The organism is Hutsoniella sourekii ATCC 700629 (assembly GCF_000518205.1).
Taxonomy (GTDB): Bacteria; Bacillota; Bacilli; order Lactobacillales; family Aerococcaceae; genus Hutsoniella; species Hutsoniella sourekii.
In genome coordinates this window covers 1-22,565 of record NZ_JADD01000025.1, presented here as the reverse complement: position 1 = coordinate 22,565, position 22,565 = coordinate 1, and the positions used below count along the sequence as shown (strand labels likewise).

26 protein-coding genes are annotated in these 22,565 nt (G+C 40.5%); all 26 read left to right on the top strand.

Annotated features, from left to right (window positions below):
- Positions 1-2 precede the first annotated feature (2 nt).
- Positions 3-2,246: a phage/plasmid primase, P4 family gene (locus T408_RS0106780; protein WP_028119281.1), complete on the top strand. Its 2,244-nt coding sequence runs from the start codon at positions 3-5 to the stop codon at positions 2,244-2,246.
- A 149-nt stretch (positions 2,247-2,395) separates the two neighbouring features.
- Complete coding sequence (locus T408_RS0106775) at positions 2,396-2,692, top strand: VRR-NUC domain-containing protein (RefSeq protein WP_028119280.1); 297 nt, start codon at positions 2,396-2,398, stop codon at positions 2,690-2,692.
- Positions 2,673-4,022, top strand: coding sequence for a DEAD/DEAH box helicase (locus T408_RS0106770; RefSeq protein WP_028119279.1), 1,350 nt, complete (start codon positions 2,673-2,675; stop codon positions 4,020-4,022). Before T408_RS0106775 ends, T408_RS0106770 begins: the two co-directional genes overlap by 20 nt.
- 1 nt (position 4,023) lies before the next feature.
- Positions 4,024-4,443 carry a DUF1492 domain-containing protein gene (locus tag T408_RS0106765; RefSeq protein ID WP_028119278.1) on the top strand — a complete coding sequence of 140 codons (420 nt, stop codon included), beginning with the start codon at positions 4,024-4,026 and terminating at the stop codon, positions 4,441-4,443.
- Positions 4,444-4,552: 109 nt separating this feature from the next.
- Positions 4,553-4,930 (top strand): HNH endonuclease, encoded by a 378-nt coding sequence (locus T408_RS11980; RefSeq protein ID WP_028119277.1) that lies wholly within the window; start codon positions 4,553-4,555, stop codon positions 4,928-4,930.
- A gap of 157 nt (positions 4,931-5,087) precedes the next feature.
- Positions 5,088-5,660 (top strand): P27 family phage terminase small subunit, encoded by a 573-nt coding sequence (locus tag T408_RS0106755; protein WP_028119276.1) that lies wholly within the window; start codon positions 5,088-5,090, stop codon positions 5,658-5,660.
- Positions 5,661-5,673: 13 nt separating this feature from the next.
- Positions 5,674-6,858: a methionine adenosyltransferase gene (gene metK, locus T408_RS0106750; RefSeq protein ID WP_028119275.1), complete on the top strand. Its 1,185-nt coding sequence runs from the start codon at positions 5,674-5,676 to the stop codon at positions 6,856-6,858.
- Positions 6,833-8,056, top strand: a complete 1,224-nt coding sequence (locus tag T408_RS0106745; RefSeq protein ID WP_028119274.1) for a site-specific DNA-methyltransferase — start codon at positions 6,833-6,835, stop codon at positions 8,054-8,056. The genes metK and T408_RS0106745 overlap by 26 nt, the downstream gene beginning before the upstream one ends.
- 77 nt (positions 8,057-8,133) lie before the next feature.
- Complete coding sequence (locus tag T408_RS0106740; RefSeq protein ID WP_028119273.1) at positions 8,134-8,778, top strand: hypothetical protein; 645 nt, start codon at positions 8,134-8,136, stop codon at positions 8,776-8,778.
- A complete protein-coding gene (locus tag T408_RS0106735; RefSeq protein ID WP_035420334.1) occupies positions 8,771-8,986 on the top strand; it encodes a DUF4314 domain-containing protein in 216 nt (71 codons plus the stop codon). Before T408_RS0106740 ends, T408_RS0106735 begins: the two co-directional genes overlap by 8 nt.
- An 82-nt stretch (positions 8,987-9,068) precedes the next feature.
- Positions 9,069-9,308 (top strand): DUF6900 domain-containing protein, encoded by a 240-nt coding sequence (locus T408_RS11115; RefSeq protein ID WP_035420332.1) that lies wholly within the window; start codon positions 9,069-9,071, stop codon positions 9,306-9,308.
- 91 nt (positions 9,309-9,399) lie between these two features.
- Positions 9,400-10,965 (top strand): terminase large subunit, encoded by a 1,566-nt coding sequence (locus tag T408_RS0106725; RefSeq protein WP_211230834.1) that lies wholly within the window; start codon positions 9,400-9,402, stop codon positions 10,963-10,965.
- Positions 10,962-12,215 (top strand): phage portal protein, encoded by a 1,254-nt coding sequence (locus T408_RS0106720; protein ID WP_028119270.1) that lies wholly within the window; start codon positions 10,962-10,964, stop codon positions 12,213-12,215. The genes T408_RS0106725 and T408_RS0106720 overlap by 4 nt, the downstream gene beginning before the upstream one ends.
- The gene (locus T408_RS11110; protein WP_084543967.1) at positions 12,184-12,852 is read left to right on the top strand and encodes a head maturation protease, ClpP-related; all 669 of its coding nucleotides are present in this window, start codon (positions 12,184-12,186) and stop codon (positions 12,850-12,852) included. Before T408_RS0106720 ends, T408_RS11110 begins: the two co-directional genes overlap by 32 nt.
- 11 nt (positions 12,853-12,863) lie before the next feature.
- Positions 12,864-14,048 carry a phage major capsid protein gene (locus tag T408_RS0106710; protein ID WP_028119269.1) on the top strand — a complete coding sequence of 395 codons (1,185 nt, stop codon included), beginning with the start codon at positions 12,864-12,866 and terminating at the stop codon, positions 14,046-14,048.
- A gap of 17 nt (positions 14,049-14,065) precedes the next feature.
- Positions 14,066-14,338: a head-tail connector protein gene (locus T408_RS0106705; RefSeq protein ID WP_028119268.1), complete on the top strand. Its 273-nt coding sequence runs from the start codon at positions 14,066-14,068 to the stop codon at positions 14,336-14,338.
- Positions 14,338-14,733, top strand: coding sequence for a phage head closure protein (locus T408_RS11770; protein ID WP_051444829.1), 396 nt, complete (start codon positions 14,338-14,340; stop codon positions 14,731-14,733). Before T408_RS0106705 ends, T408_RS11770 begins: the two co-directional genes overlap by 1 nt.
- Positions 14,734-15,141 (top strand): phage holin family protein, encoded by a 408-nt coding sequence (locus T408_RS0106695; RefSeq protein WP_051444828.1) that lies wholly within the window; start codon positions 14,734-14,736, stop codon positions 15,139-15,141.
- Positions 15,142-16,578, top strand: a complete 1,437-nt coding sequence (locus tag T408_RS0106690; RefSeq protein WP_028119266.1) for a glucosaminidase domain-containing protein — start codon at positions 15,142-15,144, stop codon at positions 16,576-16,578. It abuts the gene before it with no gap.
- A gap of 178 nt (positions 16,579-16,756) precedes the next feature.
- On the top strand, positions 16,757-16,918 hold the full coding sequence (locus T408_RS12095; RefSeq protein WP_157060779.1) for an SHOCT domain-containing protein: 162 nt from the start codon (positions 16,757-16,759) through the stop codon (positions 16,916-16,918).
- Positions 16,919-16,978: 60 nt separating this feature from the next.
- Positions 16,979-18,562, top strand: coding sequence for a recombinase family protein (locus T408_RS0106680; protein WP_028119265.1), 1,584 nt, complete (start codon positions 16,979-16,981; stop codon positions 18,560-18,562).
- On the top strand, positions 18,525-18,932 hold the full coding sequence (locus T408_RS0106675) for a recombinase family protein (RefSeq protein WP_157060778.1): 408 nt from the start codon (positions 18,525-18,527) through the stop codon (positions 18,930-18,932). The genes T408_RS0106680 and T408_RS0106675 overlap by 38 nt, the downstream gene beginning before the upstream one ends.
- On the top strand, positions 18,929-20,491 hold the full coding sequence (locus tag T408_RS0106670) for a recombinase family protein (protein WP_028119263.1): 1,563 nt from the start codon (positions 18,929-18,931) through the stop codon (positions 20,489-20,491). The genes T408_RS0106675 and T408_RS0106670 overlap by 4 nt, the downstream gene beginning before the upstream one ends.
- 320 nt (positions 20,492-20,811) lie before the next feature.
- On the top strand, positions 20,812-21,186 hold the full coding sequence (locus T408_RS0106665) for a GntR family transcriptional regulator (RefSeq protein ID WP_006309247.1): 375 nt from the start codon (positions 20,812-20,814) through the stop codon (positions 21,184-21,186).
- Positions 21,187-21,189: 3 nt separating this feature from the next.
- A complete protein-coding gene (locus tag T408_RS0106660; RefSeq protein ID WP_028119261.1) occupies positions 21,190-22,050 on the top strand; it encodes an ABC transporter ATP-binding protein in 861 nt (286 codons plus the stop codon).
- Positions 22,051-22,565, top strand: a 515-nt coding sequence (locus tag T408_RS0106655) for an ABC-2 transporter permease (protein WP_028119260.1), incomplete at its 3' end; no start/stop codon positions are given. It lies immediately after the preceding gene.

Sequence of the window (22,565 nt, the reverse complement as noted above, 5' to 3'; positions counted from 1 at the left end):
TTATGGAACTATACCATGCAAATGTACGGGGACAGGAAAAGAATCGCTTCTACCCCCTTAAAAAGACCGTTAAATCATTGTCAGACTTTAAAAAGGTGGTGAGCTTTGACCATGTGGCAGCAAGTTATAAAAATAATCAACGGTCAGTGGCGAACTTTATAGCTTCAGATGTTGTCGTATTGGATGTCGATAATGATTATTCTGACAATCCGACAGATTGGATTCAAATGGTGGGCATCCCGTCACTCTTTCCAGGGGTTCAGTGCTATGCGGCTTCAAGTCGAAACAATAAAAAGGTCAAGGGCAACCAGTCAGCTCGACCACGTTTCCATGTTTATTTTCCAATTCACTCTATCCAGGATGCGGATGACTACAAGGCATTGAAAGAGCGAATTGTTGAGGTAGCTCCTTATTTTGATATCAATGCTTTGGATAGCGCCCGTTTTATTTATGGCGTGGAGAATCCAGAGGTGATGTACTTTGATGGGAAACTAACCATTGATGACTTTATCGCTAACCAACCGCTTAACTTTGAAGACTTAGCCATGCCTGGTGTTCCTCAAACCATCAGTCAGGGATCACGTAATAGCACGATGAGTCAATATGCGGGACGGGTCTTGGTGCGCTTAGGTGATGCCGAAGAAGCACGACGTTTATTTGATGAACGAGCAAGTTTGTGTGAGCCACCATTAAGTGATGAGGAACTGAATCAAATCTGGCAGTCGGCTTTGAAATTTGAAAAGCGGGTGGCTGAGGATCCTAATTACATCCCACCTGATCAGTTTAATAGTGAGTATCTCTATCAGCCTGAGGACTATTCAGATATTGGTCAGGCCTTGGTGCTAGCGGAGCATTTCCAAGATAAACTTCGCTTCTCACAAGCCACAGGTTTCTTGGTTTATAACGATAGTTACTGGGAGGAGTCAGACCTGGATGCGGTGGGTGTAGTTCGAGAGCTAACCGATCGCCAGTTAGAAGAAGCAGAGGAAGGTATCGCTAAATATAAAAACCTGTTGAGTCGAAATGGTGGTATGCAACTCCTAGATAACCTGAGTAAGAAAAAGGCACTCGAAGCTTTTAATAAGGAACAAATGATTTTCTACCAGAAGCTAAATGAAGCGATGAATTACCGAGAGTTTGTCTTAAAACGTCGTAATCAAAATTATGTCCAGGCAACTTTGCGAATTGCGGAGCACTTGGTGGCAGTGGATCCGATGAACCTGGATAGTGATTCGTTTATTCTGAACACGCCAGCCTGTACTTACCACCTGGAAACAGGAGAGGTGTTAGACCATCAACCAGGCCATCTACTAACCAAACAAACAACAGTTGCTGTCAAGAATAATAAGTCTCCGATTTGGCAGGAAGCTTTGAACACCTTCTTCCTCAATGACCAAGACTTGATTGATTATGTTCAAGAAATCGTTGGCCTGTCGGTAGTTGGAAAAGTATACGTTGAAGCTTTGATTATTGCCTATGGTGATGGGCGAAATGGGAAGTCGACCTTTTGGAATACGATTGCGCGAGTCCTTGGTACTTACGCTAGTACTTTGTCAGCGGATGTTCTAACCAATCAATCAAGACGCAATGTGAAACCTGAAATTGCTGAAACGAAAGGGAAACGGTTGTTGATTGCTGCTGAACTTCAAGAAGGGATGAGCTTAAACACCTCGATTGTTAAGCAGTTGTGTTCAACGGATATCATTAAGGGCGAGAAGAAATTCAAGAAACCTTTTGACTTTGTACCCTCTCACACCATCGTTCTCTATACCAACCATCTTCCTAAGGTGGGGGCTATGGACGCTGGGACCTGGCGACGGTTAATTGTCATTCCTTTTGAAGCGGTGATTGAAGGACAGTCTGATATCAAAAACTATGCGGACTATTTGTATGACCAGTGTGGTGGTGAGATTCTTCAATGGATCATTGAGGGTGCTCAGCGTGTCATTAAAAAAGACTTCAAAATTAAGCCCGCTAAACGGGTTCAAGAGGCGATTGCCCATTACCATCAAGCCAATGATTGGTTTCAACAATTCCTCAATGAGTGCTGTGAGCTAGGCGAGGATAAGCAGGAGAAGTCAGGGCAGTTATATGACGCTTACCGTGCTCATTGTTATCGTACAGGAGATATAGCTAAAAATAGTCGTGAATTTTATCAGGCGCTAACATCCGCTGGGTTTAAAAGGTTCAAAAAACGTGAGGGGAGTTTTATCCATGGTTTACAACTCCTCAATGAATTTTTATAGAATGTTGATTTAACAACGTTTGTGACATGTGTGACAACTGATTACCTACCTTACGTATATGAGAAAAAATGAAATTTATTTATATATAAGAATAGGAATCGGATGTCACAGGTGTCACACTTTTATAAATTTTGATGAAAGGATCCGTTATGCGAGAAAAACAAATTGAGGAAAAATTAAGACAAGCAGTCACTGAACGAGGTGGTCTAGCCATCAAATTTATTTCACCTAGCTTAACAGGGATTCCAGACCGCCTGCTTCTCATGCCAGGAGGAAAGCTAGCCTTTGTGGAAGTCAAACAACCTGGTGGTAAGGTGAGGAAAATTCAAAACCGAAGAATAGAACAACTTCAAGACTTAGGATTCAAATGTTATGTCCTGGATAGCTTACTAGTGATTCCTAAAATCATGGAGGAGGTAGTGGCGGATGAACTTCACACCCCATAACTATCAAGCCTATGCGATAAATTATATTGAACAACATCCTATTGCCGCCTTGCTGTTAGACATGGGACTCGGTAAAACAGTGATCACCTTAACCGCTATTAAAAATTTGATGTTTGATTATTTCACTGTCAAAAAGGTCTTGGTGATTGCTCCCTTACGAGTCGCTAGAGATACTTGGCCCGATGAGATTAATAAGTGGGAACACTTAAAAGACTTAACTTATTCTGATGTTGTTGGAAGTCAAAAAGAAAGGTTAGCGGCATTAAATACCAAAGCTGATATCTATATCATAAACCGAGAGAATGTAACCTGGTTGATTGAAAAGAGCGGTCAACCTTTTGACTATGACATGGTGATTGTGGATGAGCTATCAAGTTTTAAGTCCCACCAATCTAAACGGTTCAAGTCTTTAATCCAGGTTCGTCCAAAAATCAAACGAATGGTCGGTTTAACAGGCACCCCTTCCAGTAATGGATTGATGGACTTATGGACGCAGTTTAGATTACTCGATATGGGGAAACGACTGGGACGTTTTATCAGTCACTATCGTCAAAGGTATTTTGACCCTGATAAACGTAATGGTATGGTCATCTATTCTTATAAACCAAAATCATATGCAGAGGATGCTATCTATAAACAGATCGAGGATATCTCGGTTTCAATGAAAGCAGAAGATTACTTAGATATGCCAGACCTTGTGATGAACGAAGTCGTAGTCAAGCTCTCTGATAAAGAACAGAAAGTCTACGATGAACTCAAAGCTGAGATGATCGTGGAAGTGAAAGATCAAGCCATCGATGCGATCAACGCTGCGAGCTTATCCAATAAACTCCTTCAAATGGCGAGTGGCAAGGTCTATGATGACCAAGGTGACAGTGTTAGTATTCATGAGCGTAAACTTGATGCCTTGGAGGATTTGGTGGAAGCAGCGAATGGGAAACCCATCCTCATCGCTTACTGGTTCAAGCATGACTTAGAGGTTATTCAAAAAAGAGTCGGAGCCAGGCTTTTAAAGACGAGTCAAGACTTTAAGGAATGGAATGAGGGTAAGGTATCTGTTGCTGTTATCCATCCAGCCAGTGCAGGTCATGGTTTAAACTTACAAGCGGGTGGATCAACTCTAGTTTGGTATTCACTGACCTGGTCTTTAGAACTCTACCAACAAACCAATGCTCGACTCTACCGACAAGGTCAAAAAGAATCAGTCATCATTCATCACTTAATTACTAAAGGCACAGTAGATGAAGATGCAATGTCAGCCCTTAAACGAAAAGATAAAGGCCAACAAGCTTTACTCGAAGCCGTCAAAGCACAATTGAAAGGAGCATGAGATGACACCTAAGCAGTATTTACAACAAGCCTTTTACTTAGATCAGGCTATCGAGAATAAAATCGAACAGGTGGATGCTTGGAATCAACTGGCAACAAAAATGACGATGACTTATTCCAACTTACCTAAGTCCAAGCACTACCGTCCGACTAGTTTTGAAGATACCTTGATTAAGATTATTGAGATGCAAGAAGAAATCAATCAAGACATTGATCGCTTGGTGGATTTGAAGTTAGAAATTAAAGACTGCATCTTAAAACTAAAAGACAAGGAAGCCCAGGTCGTCTTAGAAAAACGCTATCTCTGTTTTAAGAAGTGGGAAGAGATCGCGGTGGAGATGAATTTTGATACCCGCCAGGTCTTTCGTATTCATAACCGTGGACTGCAAGCTTTAGATAGACGAGGACTAACTTGTCAGTAAATGTCATTGAAAGTCATTAAGAACTTTTGTTATTGTTATACTAGAAAAAGAATCAAGAGAGCCTGTGTGGTCAAGAGACTGCATGGGCTTTTCTATTGGAGTGAATGTGATGCCTAGAAAACCGAAGCGACCTTGTTCTTATCCAGGTTGTCCTGAACTGGTTGAGGGTCGGTACTGTGAAGTCCATCAAAAGAAAGACTATCAAACCTATAACCGTTATCATCGTAACCCAGCCCACAAGACACGATATGGCAGTCAGTGGCGAAAGATAAGAAATAGATACATCCAAGCCCATCCTTTGTGTGAGAAGTGTAAAGAACGAGGACGAATGAAAGTAGCTGAGGAAGTCCACCACGTTGTACCTCTTGAACATGGTGGGACACATGATGAAAGTAATCTACAAGCTTTATGTAAGTCTTGCCATTCAAGACAATCAATCCTTGATGGTGACCGCTTTAGAAGACATAAACGACCAAGAAATCAGTAATAAATATTAAAATTTATCTTTTTTACACCCCAGGGGGAGGTTGAATCTCAAAACAATTATCCCCATTCAGCGGCGCCCCCCTCTCACGCAGGGGAAGGGGGTTTCAAACGGGGGATTAAGGGGAATGATTTTATTCTGGAGTTGAAAGGAGGAGGAGATGGCAAAAGATGGTACACGACGAGGAGGAAGGAGACCGAGAGCGGGTAAGAAGTCTAAAGATTTAGCTGAGAAAGTGAATCAAGGTGAAAAAGCACTGGTGATGGCGATCCCTGATTTGAAACCTTCTCATTTGGAAGTGGATGAACTTGACGTTGATGTGGACTACCAAGGTAATGAAATGCCTGAACCCTCCGAATACTTATCCGCTAAACAGCGTGATGGGACGGATCTCGGCGCAGATATTATCTATAAAGAAACCTGGCTCTGGTTACAGGAGCGAGGATGCGAAAAACTTGTGAACAGACGGTTACTTGAATCGTACTCACAAGCTTTTGCGCGTTTTATTCAATGTGAAGAAGCCATCTCAGATTTTGGTTTGTTAGGCAAGCACCCAACAACAGGTGGGGCGATTACTAGCCCTTTTGTCCAGATGAGTCAAAGCTTTCAAAAGCAAGCCAATCTCTTATGGTATGAAATTTTTGACATCGTGAAGCAAAACTCTCTCACCCCTTATGCAGGTGATCCACAAGGAGATGCGATGGAACAGTTACTAAGAAGTCGACAAAAATAAAGGAGGATGATGAATGACAAAGATTTATTTTGAAACAGCAGAGTCGGTTTGTAAGGGGCATCCCGATAAGCTATGTGATTATTTATCAGATTGTGTATTAGACGCTTGTCTAAAAGTTGATGCAAGTGCTCGAGTCGCCTGTGAAGTGTTAGCAACGAAGGGGCAAATCATTGTAGCTGGAGAAATTTCGTGTGAGGGTTATATCGATATTTCGGATGTGATTGACGAGGGGTTATCACAGATTGGTTATGACCCGATGGATTACCAGGTTCAGTGTTTTATGAAAGAACAGTCTCCAGATATTGCCAGTGGTGTTAACTCCTCGTTGGAACAGCGAAAGGGAGACACTGATAATGAGGAACTGGGAGCGGGTGACCAAGGGACCATGGTAGGTTATGCGACCAATGAGAATTCATACTACCTGCCGACCCCATTAGTTATTGCAAATCAGTTATGTCAAAAAGCCGACCAAGTAAGAGAATCAGGTGACTTTCCTGAACTACGACCAGATGGAAAAGCTCAAGTTACTATGAAATATTTAGACCAGATTCCTTTATTAGTCGATACAGTGGTGATGTCCTTGCAACATCAATCTGATATTCATCATAAGAGTTTTGAACGTAAAGTCAGAAAGCTCATTATTGACCCCGTTCTAGCTCATTACCGTTGTCATGACGAAACGCAAATACTGATCAATCCTTCTGGTCAGTTTATCCTAGGCGGTCCAGAAGCTGATACAGGCTTAACGGGTCGCAAGCTAATGGTCGATACTTATGGCGGTTTAGTCCCTCATGGGGGCGGTGCTTTTTCAGGAAAAGATTTAACCAAAGTCGATCGTTTAGGAGCTTACATGGCCCGTTATCTGGCCAAGAACGTGGTATTTGGTGGCTTAGCTAATCGATGCCTAGTGAAATTATCTTATGCAATTGGCAAGGCAGAACCAGTGATGGTCAGTGTTGAAACAGACGGTATGAATTCAGTGAGTGATCAGACTATCTCCAAAGCCATTCAAGCTGTTTTTAAATTGACGCCTCAAGGAATGATTGAAGAATTATTCAAGTATCCTTTTGACTTTAAACAAACTGCACATTATGGTCACTTTACCGATTCTTCTTATCCATGGGAACAGATTAGTGACAAATTACAAGCGTTGATAACGGAGGTGAAGCGTTATGAACATCCAACAAATAGCCATTAAAGACTTATTTCCTGCGGACTATAATCCGCGTAAAGACTTACAGCCAGGTGATAAGGAATATGACCAACTCAAACAATCACTTGAAACCTTTGGCTATGTTGAACCTGTCATTTGGAATGAACGAACAGGCCGGGTGGTTGGCGGCCATCAGCGTCTCAAGGTCTTACAAGAATTAGGTCATGACACGATTGATTGTGTGGTTGTTAACCTGGAAGAAAGTGACGAGAAAGCTCTCAATGTCGCCTTGAACAAAATTTCAGGAGATTGGGATAAGGATAAATTAGCTCTTTTAATGGCTGATCTTGAAAGCCTGGATTATGACTTAGCTTTAACTGGATTTGATATGGCAGAGCTCGATGATTTGTTCAAAGACCATTTGAAAGAAGACATTCAAGATGACGACTTCGATGTCGATGAAGCTTTAAAAGAACTCAGTATCACGCAAACGGGGGACATTTGGCAACTCGGTCGTCACCGATTGTTATGTGGGGATGCAACAAAGAAAGAAAGCTATCAGACTTTATTAGGGGATCAGAAAGTCAACCTGGTACTCACTGATCCGCCTTATAACGTGAATTATGAGGGCAGTGCAGGTAAGATTCAAAACGACCACCAAGCTGATGACGATTTTTACCAATTTTTATTAAAAGCTTTTGAGGGTATGGCATCAGTCATGTCTGACGATGCATCTATTTATATCTTCCATGCTGACACAGAGGGGTTAAACTTTCGTCGAGCTTTTAAAGAAGCGGGCTTTTATTTATCAGGAACTTGTATATGGAAAAAGCAATCGCTCGTTTTAGGACGATCCCCTTATCAGTGGCAACATGAACCTATTCTTTATGGTTGGAAAGCAAAGGGGAAACACGCCTGGTACGCAGGTCGTAAAGAAACAACCATTTGGGAATTTGATAAGCCAAGTCGAAATTCAGACCATCCAACAATGAAGCCGATACCGCTACTCGCTTATCCGATTATGAACTCCACTTTAACTAATTCAGTCGTCCTTGACCCCTTTGGTGGGTCTGGCTCAACGCTCATTGCCTGTGAACAGAGTGATCGCATTTGTTATACGATGGAACTCGATGAAAAGTTCTGTGATGTGATTGTGAAACGGTACATTGAACAGGTTGGCGGCTCAGATGATGTGGTTCTAATTCGGGATAATAAGTGTTATAAATACTCAGAAATAAATTAGCTCAAATTGCTAAATAAGACTGGACTTTCACGCTTTTTAGAGTGATGTATGTACATGAAGAAAGGAGCGTGACAGTCATGCAAAAGCAGTATGATTTAAATGGTCGTCAAAGAAAAGCCTTGTGTCAATTGATAGGCGAAGTTGTTGAGGAAGAGGTGGTTTACTTAGGCACTCCCACTTATGCCTACCAGATTGGTGATATTAAAGTGGATAGGGAGTGCCAAGTGACTGGTGTATCAGAATCTATTCACCAAGCAATCCTACAAGCGGGTTTTGAGGAAGTAGTTGAGAATATATCAGATGAAGATGATGACGGATTAACCATATCCGTTCCAGCTATTGATGAAGTGGACCTAGAAAAGCTAAACCATCTCCTCCAATCTAAAAGTGACCTTATCAAGAAAGCTTTAAAAGCTGACCAAATCAGTTTTTATGAAGCAGATGGCCAACTTCATTTCCTCTGGTTTAATCACTTACCCAGTCCAGAGACCATCCAAGCCAGCTCACTATTAATTACCAAGATGATTGATTATGTGAAGCGTCGGGAGTGGATCTCAAATAAACCGACCCAAACAGATAATGATAAATATAGCTTTCGTGTCTTTCTCTTATCCATCGGTCTTATTGGACCATCTTACAAGGAGATGCGAAAGATATTATTGAAAGACTTAACTGGCAATACCGCTTTTAGACATCCGAAAGGGAGTGGCAGTGATGAATAAAGAACGCTTAGCACAAATCAAAAGCAACTACCCTCATGGGACACGTATTGAACTTTTAAAAATGGATGATGACCAAGCGCCACCGATTGGTACCCAAGGAATTGTCCTAGCAGTAGATGATTTAGGATCTTTATTAGTAGCCTGGGACAATGGTTCCAGTTTGAATGTTCTTGACGGGATAGATGTTGTCAGAAAGCTTGATAAATAAGTCTTTTTAGTCAAAAAAGAACTGGACTAAGCTGTGAATGTAGGGCAATATGTGGTCACCAAAAGAAAAGGAGTTGCCCCTTATGACCAATAAAGAAGTCAAACGAAACAGTTTTTTAGTCGCTATTCAGCGCAGAGAACAGAAAAAAGAAATCATCCTTTTAGAAATTGCTAAGCAACATAGCTTTGCAGTGAATGACCGAGGAGATTTAGAAAAGCGAAACACTGATAGTGAAGATTTTATTGAACTATCTGTTTGGAGCTTGAAAGCTATGTTAAAGGCAGCTTATGAGGCTGGCCAACAAGTAGATAGAATAGACTAAATAACTACGACACAGAGTCCTAAATAAGGGCTCTTTTTTAGTGAGGAGGAGGACGTTGAGTGAATTATTAAACTATAAACCCACACGATTTATGGAAGATACCTCTTATTATGATGAACAAAAAGCCGATTTCGCGGTGAATTTTATTGAGTGCTTGACCCATACCAAGGGGCAGTGGGCAGGTAAACCTTTCAAATTACTTCCCTGGCAAGAAGAAATCATTCGCGATCTATTTGGCGTGATGAAACCCAATGGCTACCGCCAGTTTAATACCGCTTATGTGGAGATTCCCAAAAAACAAGGCAAGTCTGAACTGGCTGCCGCTATTGCATTGCTATTAACCTGTGGCGACGGGGAACAGCGAGCGGAAGTATATGGCTGTGCGGCGGATCGTCAACAAGCCTCCATCGTGTTTGAAGTGGCGGCGGATATGGTACGCATGTGCCCAGCACTCAACAAGCGAGTGAAGATTCTGGCCAGTCAAAAGCGAATCGTTTATTATCCGACCAATAGCTTTTACCAGGTTTTGTCGGCAGAAGCCTACTCCAAGCACGGCTTTAATATTAGTGGCGTTATTTTTGACGAACTCCATACTCAACCCAATCGTAAACTCTATGATGTTATGACTAAGGGTTCAGGGGATGCCAGAACGCAACCTCTCTACTTTTTAATTACAACAGCAGGCAATGATACCAATACCATTGGCTATGAGATTCATCAAAAGGCTGAGGATATTTTAGAAGGGAGAAAATCGGACCCAACCTTTTATCCTGTCATTTATGGCGCAAAAGAAGATGAGGACTGGACGGATCCTGAAGTTTGGAAGAAGGCGAATCCCTCTTTAGGCGTGACCGTAGCTATGGAAAAGGTTCAAGTCGCCTGTGATCAAGCTAAGCAAAACCCTGCTGAGGAGAATGCGTTTAGGCAACTGAGACTCAACCAATGGGTGAAGCAAGCAGTGCGGTGGATGCCTATGGATAAGTGGGATGAGTGCGCCTATCCAGTGAATACAGATCATCTGAAGGGGAGAGTTTGTTATGGCGGATTGGACTTATCATCAACCACTGATATCACCGCTTTTGTCTTAGTCTTTCCACCAGAAGATGAGGACGATAAATATGCAATCCTGCCTTACTTTTGGATTCCAGAAGAAAATGTGGCTCTTAGAACCAACCGTGATCATGTCCATTATGAGTCCTGGGTCAAACAAGGTTATCTCCTGACGACCGAAGGGAATGTGGTTCACTATGGCTACATTGAAGAATTCATTGATGCCTTAGGCAAACAGTATCAAATCCATGAAATTGCCTTTGACCGTTGGGGCGCCATTCAAATGACCCAGAACCTAGAGGGCATGGGCTATACCGTTGTTCCTTTTGGGCAAGGATTCAAGGATATGAGTCCACCCACCAAAGAACTGATGAAGTTGACGCTTGAAGCAAAAATAGCTCATGGCGGGCATCCAGTGCTGAGGTGGATGGCAGATAACATCTATATCCGAAAAGACCCCGCTGGGAATATCAAACCCGATAAAGAAAAGTCATCAGAAAAAATTGATGGCATTGTCGCTACCATCATGGCCCTGGATCGGGCGCTTAGAAACCAAGGTAATGACCCAACGTCAATTTACCAAGAAAGGGGGATACTACTCTTATGAATTTCTTTCAAAAATTGTTCAAGTCAAGGGATAAGCCGACTAACTTGTCTAACAGTCGCTTATCCTTTTTGTTTGGTCCGACACCCTCTGGTCAACAAGTCACTGAACAAACCGCGATGCAGACCAGTGCAGTTTATGCCTGTGTCCGTATTTTAGCCGAGTCAGTGGCAAGCCTACCCCTTCATCTGTATGAAGTATCAGAAGGAAATAGAAATCGGGCTTATCATCATTCGCTCTATCCCTTGCTCCATGACCAAGTCAATGAGGATATGACCAGTTTTATATTTCGTGAAACTCTGATGACACACCTACTCTTATGGGGTAATGCCTACGCTCAAATTATTCGAAATGGTCGCGGAGAAGTATTAGGACTATATCCGCTTTTACCCGATCAAATGGAAGTCACTCGTACGAAGTCTAATCAATTGGTCTATGTCTATACCAAAGTCGAAGACCAATATAAAGAAACCAAGGTCACGTTAAAAGGAGAAGATGTCCTTCATATTCCTGGACTTGGTTTTGATGGATTGGTAGGTTATAGCCCGATTGCCATGGCTAAAAATACGATTGGCTTGTCGATTGCTGCTGAAGAATATGGGGCCAAGTTTTTTGCGAATGGTGCCAACCCAGGCGGTATTTTAGAACATCCAGGCATTGTTAAAGACCCTGAACGGTTGCGACAGTCCTGGCAAGCCCAATTTTCAGGAACGAACCAGCACCGTATTGCTGTATTAGAAGAAGGGATGAGTTTTAAACAAACCACGATTCCGCCTGACCAAGCCCAATTTTTAGAGACGCGTAAATTTCAGTTAAATGAGATTGCACGTCTCTTTCGTATTCCGCCTCATATGATTGGGGACTTGGAACGGTCGAGTTATAACAATATCGAACAACAGTCGATGGAATTTGTGAAGTACACTCTCAATCCCTGGGTCACTCGTTGGGAACAAGCTTTGAAGAAAGCCTTACTCACTCCACAGGAAAAATCGAGTTATCAGATTAAATTCAATGTGAACGGACTACTTAGAGGAGACTACGAAAGTCGGATGAATGGGTATGCGGTGGCAAGGCAGAATGGTTGGTTATCAGCGAACGATATTCGAGAACTGGAAGATTTAAACAAAATCAGCCCCGAAGAAGGTGGCGATAAGTATTTAGTGAACGGTAATATGTTGCCGCTTGATTTGGCTGGGGAATTTTATCGTAAGAAAGGAGTCGATTATGAAGTTTTGGAATTGGACGAAGAATAAGGATGGGAATCGTGAACTCACCATCGAGGGTGTGATTGCTGAAGAATCCTGGTATGGGGATGAAGTGACTCCTCAACAATTTAGAGAGGAACTCGAAGCTGAAACTGGGCCAATTGTCATTTGGTTAAATTCGCCAGGAGGTGACTGTATTGCAGCGAGTCAGATTTATACCATGTTAATGGAATATCCTGATGAAGTGACGGTGCGTATCGATGGGTTAGCCGCATCGGCAGCAAGTGTGATTGCGATGGCGGGAACAAAGATTGAGATGGCCCCGACGGCTTTAATGATGATTCATAATCCTTTAACAGCGGTCTTAGGGGATCATAGCGAAATGGCGAAAGCAATTACCATGTTAATGGAAGTCAAGGAGTCGATTATCAATGCCTATGAAATTAAAACAGATCTTACTCGTGAGGTTCTATCCTCCATGATGGATGAAGAAACCTGGATGAATGCCTATAAGGCCATGGAACTAGGCTTTTGTGATGACATCATGCAAGACACCAAAGTTGCTACGGTAACCACCTATGCTTATTCAAGTAAGGAAGCAGCGACCTGTTTAATCAATAAAGTAAAAGCAGATACGACACCGATTACTGCTTTAGTTGACCGTCTCTATCAAATGAAACCTTAGGAGGAATAATCATGAATAAATTACAAGAATTACGCCAAAAACGTGCACAAGCCTGGGATCAAGCCAAGGCTTTTTTAGATGAAAAACATCAAGAAGCAGATGTCTTAGATGCGGCGGACACGAACCGCTATGAAGAAATGGAGGCTGTTGTTGTGAATTTAGGTAAAGAAATTGAACGATTAGAACGTCAAGAAGCGATGGATGCTTCGTTAAATCAACCAACGACTCAACCGATGAACCACCAAATAATGGGAGATAAAGTTAAGAGTGACCATGATGAATACAGTCAAAACTTTTGGAACATTATGCGAGGTAAAAAACACCTTGTTCCTCAAAATGCTTTGCAAGTAGGAACTGATTCAGAAGGAGGCTACTTAGTCCCTGATGAATTTGAAAAGACTTTAGTGGAAGGCTTGGAGAGTGAGAATATCTTTAGACGGATTGCTAAAGTCATTCAAACGCAAAGTGGTGAGCGTAAAATTCCTGTTGTTGCATCAAAAGGTGAAGCGGCTTGGATGGATGAAGAAGGGGCTTATGTAGAAAGTGATACAAGCTTTAGCCAAGTGCTCTTAGGTGCACATAAACTAGGAACTTTAGTGAAGGTATCCGAAGAACTACTCAATGATGCAGCTTTCAACTTACCGAGTTATATTGCGCGTGAATTTGCTCGTCGCTTAGGTGCTAAGGAAGAAGAAGCTTTTTTAACTGGGGACGGAGTAGGCAAACCACTAGGGCTCTTAAAAGATAAGGCGCTTTTAACTGGAGCCACCACTGCAGGTGCTAAGGCGATTACTTTTGACGACTTAATTGAACTCTATTATTCCTTAAAAGAGCCTTACCGTAAAAATGCAGTCTTTGTTATGAATGACCAAACGGTTAAAGCAGTGCGTCAGTTGAAAGATGGTAACGGTCAATATATCTGGCAACCATCCCTAGTAGAGGGAACACCTGATAAAATCCTTAACTGTCCAGTGCTTACGTCTGCTTACATGCCAGAACTAGCGGCGAGTGCGACCACCGTCCTGTTTGGTGATTTCTCTTATTTCTGGATTGCTGATCGCCAAGGTCGTAGTTTCAAGCGTCTGAATGAACTCTATGCTACCAATGGTCAGGTTGGTTTCTTAGGTTCACAGCGTGTCGATGGCAAATTGATCTTGCCAGAAGCGATCAAAGTTCTTAAACAAAAGGCTAGCTAGGAAAGGAGCGAGTAGACATGGTGAGCTTAGAAGAAGCTAAATTATTCTTGCGGGTAGAACACGACAGTGAGGATGGGCTAATTACTAAGCTCATCCAGTCGACTACTCAAACGGTCGAAAATATTCTCCGCCATCCCTTATCTGACTATGAAGAAGTACCTAGTGATATTCATTCCGCCATCCTTTACGGAGTGGCCTATCTATATGAAAATCGTGAATCGGCGAACTTTAATGTGATGATGAATCTTCTTCGAGCTATTCTCTATCCTTATCGAACGGAGGTGTTCTAGTGTTTTCAATTGGTCAGTTAGATCAGCGTATTGTGATCTGCTCCACTGAAACATTATTGGATGAATTCAACACTCCCACGGGAAAGCAACGAATATTTAAATATCGTTGTTGGGCTAAAGTAAGTAATCTTCATGGAAAGGAATATTACGAGGCTTATGGTTTACAGATACATCGAGAATTAAAGTTTACCTTTCGTTTTATTCCAGGACTAACAGAAAATCATGAAATTTTCTTTAATAGTCACTACTACAATATCACTTTTATTGATCATATTAAGTATGGTAAGCAGTGGATAGAAGTCAGAGCAAGTGAAATAAATCCAAAATCTTTGCGAGGTGAGAGAATACCAACCATGGATGAAGCATGGGATAAAGTAAAAGAGAGGAGTAATTAAATGTTAAAGCATCATGATGTCACAAAATTGTTAGGGATATTAGGAGGTTTTGTAGGCTGGTTCTTTGGCCCATTAGATGGTTTGTTAACTTTGCTCTTAGTCATGGTCATCATTGACTATATTACAGGGGTTCTTAGAGCCATTTATGAGATGAAGTTATCTAGTAAAGTAGGTCGCCATGGGATTACCAAGAAAGTTATGATTTTCTTGATTGTTGGGGTAGCTAACATTCTAGATTTATATGTCTTTGGTCTGGAACACACCGTATTACGTACGGCGGCCATCTGTTTCTATGCCTCTAATGAGGGGCTTTCCATTATTGAAAATGCAGCTGGTATGGGGATGAAAGTGCCTCAAAAAATAAAAGATACCCTTCAACAACTCAATGACAAGGAGGATAGGAAGTAGATGGATTTATCGTATCAAGGTGCAACGTTAGCAAACCATCATATTCAAATCATCTTAAAAAAGGCGGCAGAATATGACATTCTACCGTCTTTGCTTTTGGTGCAACTTCATTTTGAGAGTGGTTGGGGGAAAAGCAATGTTGCCAAAATGGATAATAACCTGTCAGGTATGTCGATGCCAGCTGATGAAGAACGTTTAAGTGAAGTCAAACGACCCTCTGGGGTGATTGTAACAAAAGGGAGTCCGCGCCCTCGAACTGAAGGTGGCTATTACTATCATTACAAAAACATTGAAGATTTTATAACCGACTGGACTTATCTATTAAGACCTGATGGCCTTTATAAGGTTCGTCGGGAAACAGACTTTAAGCAGGCAGTCAAAGGCTTGTTTAGAATAGGTGGAGCAAAATATGACTATGCGGCTAGCGGTTATGAGCCTTATTTGAAAGGGATGGTTGCTAGGCGTCAAGCGATCAACCAAGCAAACAATGGCCATTTAGATCAACTAGATAAAGGAGGATATCCTATGTCAATAACAGCCCATCATGTTTTAAATGTGGCGCGTAAATATATCGGTGTTAAAAAAGGTTCAGGTAGTCATCACGCTTTAATTAATGCCTATAACCGAGTACAACCTCGCCCTTTAGGCTATGTAGTGAGCTATCAAGATGACTGGTGTGACACTTTTGTGACCGTAGTAGCTGATGAAGCTGGGGCAAGTTCTTTGATTGGACGAGAGTGTGGGGTGGAGCGTCATAAAAACATCTTTAAGCAAAAGGGGATCTGGCACCCATTAAAATTGAGTGGGAACACTTATAAACCTCATCCAGGCGATGTGGTTATCTTTCAATGGAACAACCAACGCACTGCTTGGGCTCATCACATCGGTTATGTCGAGTCTGTTTCAGGGAACAACATTACTACCATTGAAGGGAATACAACTGTGAACGGAGTTTCCCAAGTAGCAAGACGGACTTATCATCAGTATGCAGAATGTATTCAAGGGTATGCCCGACCTAAATACGGCGCATCTCAACCAAGTAAAGGACTATCTAATCAGGCAGTTGCCAAAGAAGTGGTCCAGGGTAAATGGAGCAATGGCGCTGACAGGGTGAAACGACTCCAACAAGCGGGCTATAACCCTAAACAGGTTCAGGATGAAGTGAATAAACTCTTGCAGCCAATTAACTTCAACCAACTTGTCGATGATGTTTTAACTGGCAAGCATGGCAATGGTGAGGAGCGAATTAAAGCGATTCGAAGCCTGGGACATGATCCTGTTAAAGTTCAAGAAGCCGTCAATCAAAAGATGAAGTCAAACCAAACAACGATTACAGTTTCTAAGCAACAAGCTGTCGGGGGTGATAAACCTAAGATAGGGCAAGGGCAAGTCGTGGTTGATGGTGTGACCTACCAAGTTACCTTCAAAGAAAAATAAGCGTATTGAAAACAATCGACCTATTAGCTGTTGTGGCTAGTAGGTCTTATTTTCTTTGCTTATTTTTAGAAAAAGGGTACGAATTTCCTTACTCCCATGGCTAATAGTAGGAAGAAGTTTTAACAGAGCGGTTAACTTTCTTCTTTCTCGGCGACTAGAGATGAGGAGGGAATAGTATATGACAGATCTAACTATTAAAAATGAACTTGATTACTATTTATCTGAGCAGGTACTAGAAAAATTGTACCTGGCGGACCTGATTACGAGTGAAGAAAAACAGGTGATTCATCAATTAAATATAGAAAAAATCAAGCCGATGTTAGCTGAATTATTGGTATGAAACGTTGATAATAGTGGGATTGAGAGCTAATATGTGACACGACCAAAGGAGGTGGATCACTTGAAAAAAGTCACCAAGATTGAAGCCATTGAGTCTACATCGGTTCAAAGAAAAATAAGGGTCGCTGCTTATGCTCGGGTGTCCACTTCGACGCCTGAACAGCTAGAATCTCTAGAAACACAAATTCAACATTTTGAAGATTTATTCTCAAGCCACTCTGATTGGCATATGGTTGGCATTTATGTGGATGAAGGAATCAGTGGAACGAACTTAGCTGATCGTCAAGAGCTTCAACGACTGCTTGAAGATGCTCGAGCGGGGAAAATTGATCTAATCTTAACAAAATCGATTTCCAGATTTTCTCGAAATATTGAGGAATGTCTGGCCATTATCCGAGAATTATCGAAGTTAGAGGTAGCTATCCATTTTGATAAAGAAAATTTGAATACGCAAACGATGGATGGAGAACTTCTACTGTCGATTCTTGGCTCCTTAGCAGAAGCTGAATCAAAGTCTATTTCTGATAATACCAAATGGGGACGGATCAAACGCATTGAACAAGGGAGTTATCGATATAGTTGTCCGCCTTACGGTTATGATTTTATAGACGGTCAATTAAAAATCAATGAAGAAGAAGCAGAAATTGTTCAAAAGATTTTCCGATGGTATCTTCAAGGAGAAGGGACTTATCGGATTGCTAAAAATTTAATCAAAGCAGGGATTTCAACGCCTAGAGACAAAACCTGGCGAGAAGGCACCGTGCAATATATTTTAATGAATGAAGTTTATGTGGGTGATTTTATTTATCAAAAAACTTATACCGATAGTCAGTATAAACGACATATTAATGACGGAGATGTTGAAAAATACTATATTCCAGACAATCACGAAGCGATTATTACCAGAAATGATTTTGAAAGAGTACAATCTCTTTTATCGGAGAGAGGGAAAAATGTGACAAAAACTGCCAATCAAACATATCCCTTTACGCAAAAAATTAAGTGTGGTCACTGTGGGGGCACCTTTATCAGACGAACCCATTATTCTTCTAACCAGACGAGTTATATTGCTTGGTGCTGTGGGACGCATTTGAGTGATATTAAGCAGTGCCCAATGAAGTTTGTTAAAGAGACTGAAATCCAAGAAGCCTTGATGATCCTTTTTAATAAACTCATTTTTGGAAGGCGAGAAATAATAGAAAGAACGCTTGAAAGATTGGATGAGCCCACTTCAATAGATGAAAGAGCAGTTGATGAAATAGAGAATCAATTACAAACGTGTCAGGCTAAAAAGCAAAGGCTTGCCGAATTGTTAAATAGCCAATTAATTGAGATGACCTTTTACCAAGCAGAAATGAACCGTCTTGAAGCAGAGAAAAAAGTCTGGCTCCAGAGGAAAGAAAACTTATTAAGGAAAGATGTCAATAAATTAGAAACGGTCACAGCCCTGAAACATACCAATCAATTCTTAAAAGAGGCTGAGTACTACCAACATTTTGAAGCTAAGCTGGTCAATGACTTTATTGACGAGATCGAAATAGAGAGTCGAACGGTATTTCATTTTCATTTAGTGGGTGGTTTGGTACTAACAGAAAGGAGGGAAAATAGTGAGAGTGTACTTTGGTTATCAGATGAATCAGGGTGAAATTGAAACGCATCCTAAGGAAGCAGCTCAAGTTAAATTATTATACGAAACCTATTTAACAGGTGTATCTTTAGTCAAAGCAGGGAAAGAAGTAGGGGTGACTAAATCACATAGTCAAATTGGAAAGATGTTATCGAACCCGATCTATTTAGGAGAGAGGGGCTATCCAAGAATTATCCCTCCGGATTTATTTGATGCAGTTCAAGGAGAACGGGAGAAAAGGAAAAAACAGCTGGGGCGATATTTTGAAGTTAAAGAGGTGAAACTTAATATCTCTGACAAATTTAGATGGGGCCATCAAGAGGAAACCGTAACCGATCCACTGAGACAAGCAAACCAGTTATATCAAAGCATTGAGGTGATTATATGAATAACAAACGGGTGATGGTCATCCCACCCTGGAGAAAAAAAGATACGGATGATGTACAAGATCATCAAAATAAATTAAGAGTAGCAGCTTATTGCCGAGTCTCCACTGAAAGTGAAGAACAAGCAGGCAGTTTTCAAACACAAGTTAATCACTATACGCAGTATATCCGTAAGAATCCTGATTGGGTATTAGTGGATATTTATGCGGATGAAGGGATTTCTGGAACGAATACTAAGAATCGCCGAGAGTTCAACCGAATGATTGAAGAATGTCAGGCAAGTAGTATTGATTTAATTATTACCAAATCTATCTCCCGATTTGCTAGAAATACACTGGATTGCTTGAAGTACATTCGGGAACTGAAAGCGAAGAACGTGGGAGTTTATTTTGAAAAGGAAAATATTAACACACTTGATTCTAAAGGAGAGGTGCTCATCACAATTATGGCTTCATTGGCCCAACAAGAGAGTGAGTCCATCAGTAAGAACATCAAACTCGGTTTACAGTATCGCTACCAGCAAGGGCAAGTCAAGCTTAATACGACAAACTTCCTAGGTTATGATACAGATGGCGATGGAAATTTAGTGATTAACCAAGAACAAGCTAAAATCGTTAAACGAATTTTTAAAGAGTACTTGGAAGGCAAAGGAACGGGAAGGATTGCCAAAGGGTTAACCGAGGACATGATGCCAACTGCTAGAGGCTTACTCAAATGGTCTAGTGATGACATTAACCGAATTATCAGCAACGAAAAATATATGGGGGATGCCTTGTTGCAGAAAACCTATACGGTTGACTGTTTAACCAAGCAGAGAGTGCCTAATGATGGGACGGTTCCTCAATATTATATCGAGGATAATCATGAACCAATAGTGTCTAAAGAGGTTTTTCATCTGGCTCAACAAGAAAAAGCACGGCGTAGTAACCTCTACTCAGGTAAGAGAAAGAAAAAGCGACTCTACCAAGGAAAGTATGCTTTATCTGGTAAAGTCATCTGTGACTGTTGTGGAGAAATCTTTAGACGGGTCAAGTGGAATAGTCGGGGCAGTAAATCAGTTGTTTGGCGGTGTGTCGCCCGCATGGATAACCCTTCTAAGTGCCAGGCTCGAACCGTTAAAGAAGATATGTTGCATGAAGTGATTGTTGAAGTCATTAATTCCTTGATTGAGGATAGTGACTACTTAGATACATTAGAAATGAACATCAAAGAAGTCTTGAATCAAAAATACGATGAAACAGTTGAGGACGTTGATGATCAGCTTCATGAATTGCAGAAGCAACTGTACATAAATGGAAACGAAAAAGATGAATACGAACGATTAGCGGAACAAATCTATGACTTGAGAGAGAAGAAACAAGCTTTGTTGATTACGAATGCGACTAATGAAGATAAGCGTAGGAGATTAGCAGATATCAAAGCCTTCTTCAAAGGGCAGCACATTAAGCTGGAGGAATATGATGAAAGCTTGGTTAATCGGTTGATGGAGGAAGTGCGTGTTAAGGAAGATAGCCTTGAAGTGAAACTTAAGACAGGAGAAATCATTACAATAGAAAAATAAAAGAGACATAGAACTATGCGCAGAATGGGAATGATGTAGTTCTGTGTCTCTCTTTTTATGATATGCAGAAATAGTCTCTTTTGAATTTATTTGGTGTAAACCTAAAGCGAGCTTTTCTTATATGAATAAATTGAACAAAAATAATAAAAACATTTGTGTAAATCGAGGACAAATAGGTATTAACCTTTTAGTAAATTTTCTTTCAGGCGGAGGTGCTCTCTGATTCTGTTATTTGTTAATAAAATGCTTGACACAAGAAACTCAAACCTGTACACTTTGTGTATATAGTATATACACAAAGTGTGAAGGAAAGAAGTTAAATGATTAATATTAATCTTTCGAAATTTTCTAAAGTCCCATTGTACGAACAGATAATAAAAGAAATTAAGCGTAACATTATATCTGGTGAATTAAAGGAAAAAGAACGTTTACCATCTATTAGACAGTTGGCTAAAGATTTAGAAGTCAGTGTTATTACTGTTAAAAAAGCATACGAAAATTTAGAACAAGAAAAATTTCTGATGTCCATCCCAAGTCAAGGAACGTATGTAGCCGATTTGGATATTGATTTGATTGAAAGAAAAATTCTAGCAGAAATAGATGCGGGTATCGAACAAGTTATTATAAAAGCAAAAAGTATAGGCCTAAGTTCTGAAGAAATAGTTCAACGGTTCAGTGAAAAAGTGGAGGAATAAAAAATGCAATATGCGATAAAAATGAAAGATGTTACCAAAACACTTGGTGACTTTAAAATTGATTTAAAGAATTTACGGATACCAAAAGGCTATATTACGGGATTTATAGGGCCCAATGGAGCGGGGAAATCAACAACCATTAAATTGACAATGGATTTGATTAAGGCGGATACAGGACAAATAGATCTTTTAGGCTATGATCATGAAAATGAAGGAAAAGCCGCACGTGAGCGAATAGGTTTTGTTTATGCTGAAAATATTTATTATGAAAATTTGAATGTTTGTTCTATTGGCAACTTAGTTAACGGTTTTTATCCTAAATGGGATAAAGATAAATTCGACTCTCTCTGTCGTGATTTTAAGCTGCCTTTGCAGAAAAAAGTAAAAGATTTATCTACAGGTATGAAGGTTAAACTTTCATTAGCCGTTGCTTTAAGCCATAATGCAGATCTGATCATCTTGGATGAGCCAACATCTGGATTAGATCCAGTCGTAAGGTTGGAGATTCTAGACTTACTGTATGATATTATCCAAGATCAAGAAAAGACGATATTATTCTCCACCCATATCCTAGCCGATTTGGAAAAAATTGCGGATTATATTATCTTTATTAATGATGGAAGATTATTAATTCAGGATTCTAAAAATTATTTGCTTGAAAATTACAATCTCATCAAGGGTCCACTTCAATTGCTGGATTCAGAGATGCGAAACTTATTAATAGGTTATACAGAGAGAGAGTCTGGCTTTGCTGGTTTGAGCGAAGATGCAAAAATTTTTCAAGAAATTTATGGTGACAAGGTTCTAATTGAACCAGCGTCATTGGAAGATATTATGATTTATCACTTGAAGGGAGACAATTAAATGCGAGCATTACTAGTTAAAGATTGGATAGTAAGTCGAAAACTATTAATTTTATCATTGATTATTCTTATCTTAGTCTCCTTTGTAGTGAGTAATGATCAAATACCTTTAATTTTAGGCTTACTGCTGTCCATGTTTAATATGCGAAATATCGATGGTCTGGAAGACAAAAATGAATATCACGCCCTCATTCAAAGTATGCCAGTGAGCCGCTTTGAAGTAGTAGTAAGTAAAACTATTTTTCATTTCTTACAAGTCGGTATTAACTTATCACTTATAATATTGTTAAACAGCATACTTCCAAGTCTAAAAGGCAACAGCATCAAAGAAGTTTTCTTAACTGTAGTCATGGCTATCCTGTTAATTTTAGGTTATCAATTGTTGTACATTATTTTTGGCCCTGTATTCATGAGCTATGTTACTATCATAATTTTCCTAGTAATAATAATGTTTGGGTGGACATTAGCAAATAGCGCATTTATTCAAGGAGCATTAAGGTGGCTATCATCAATAAA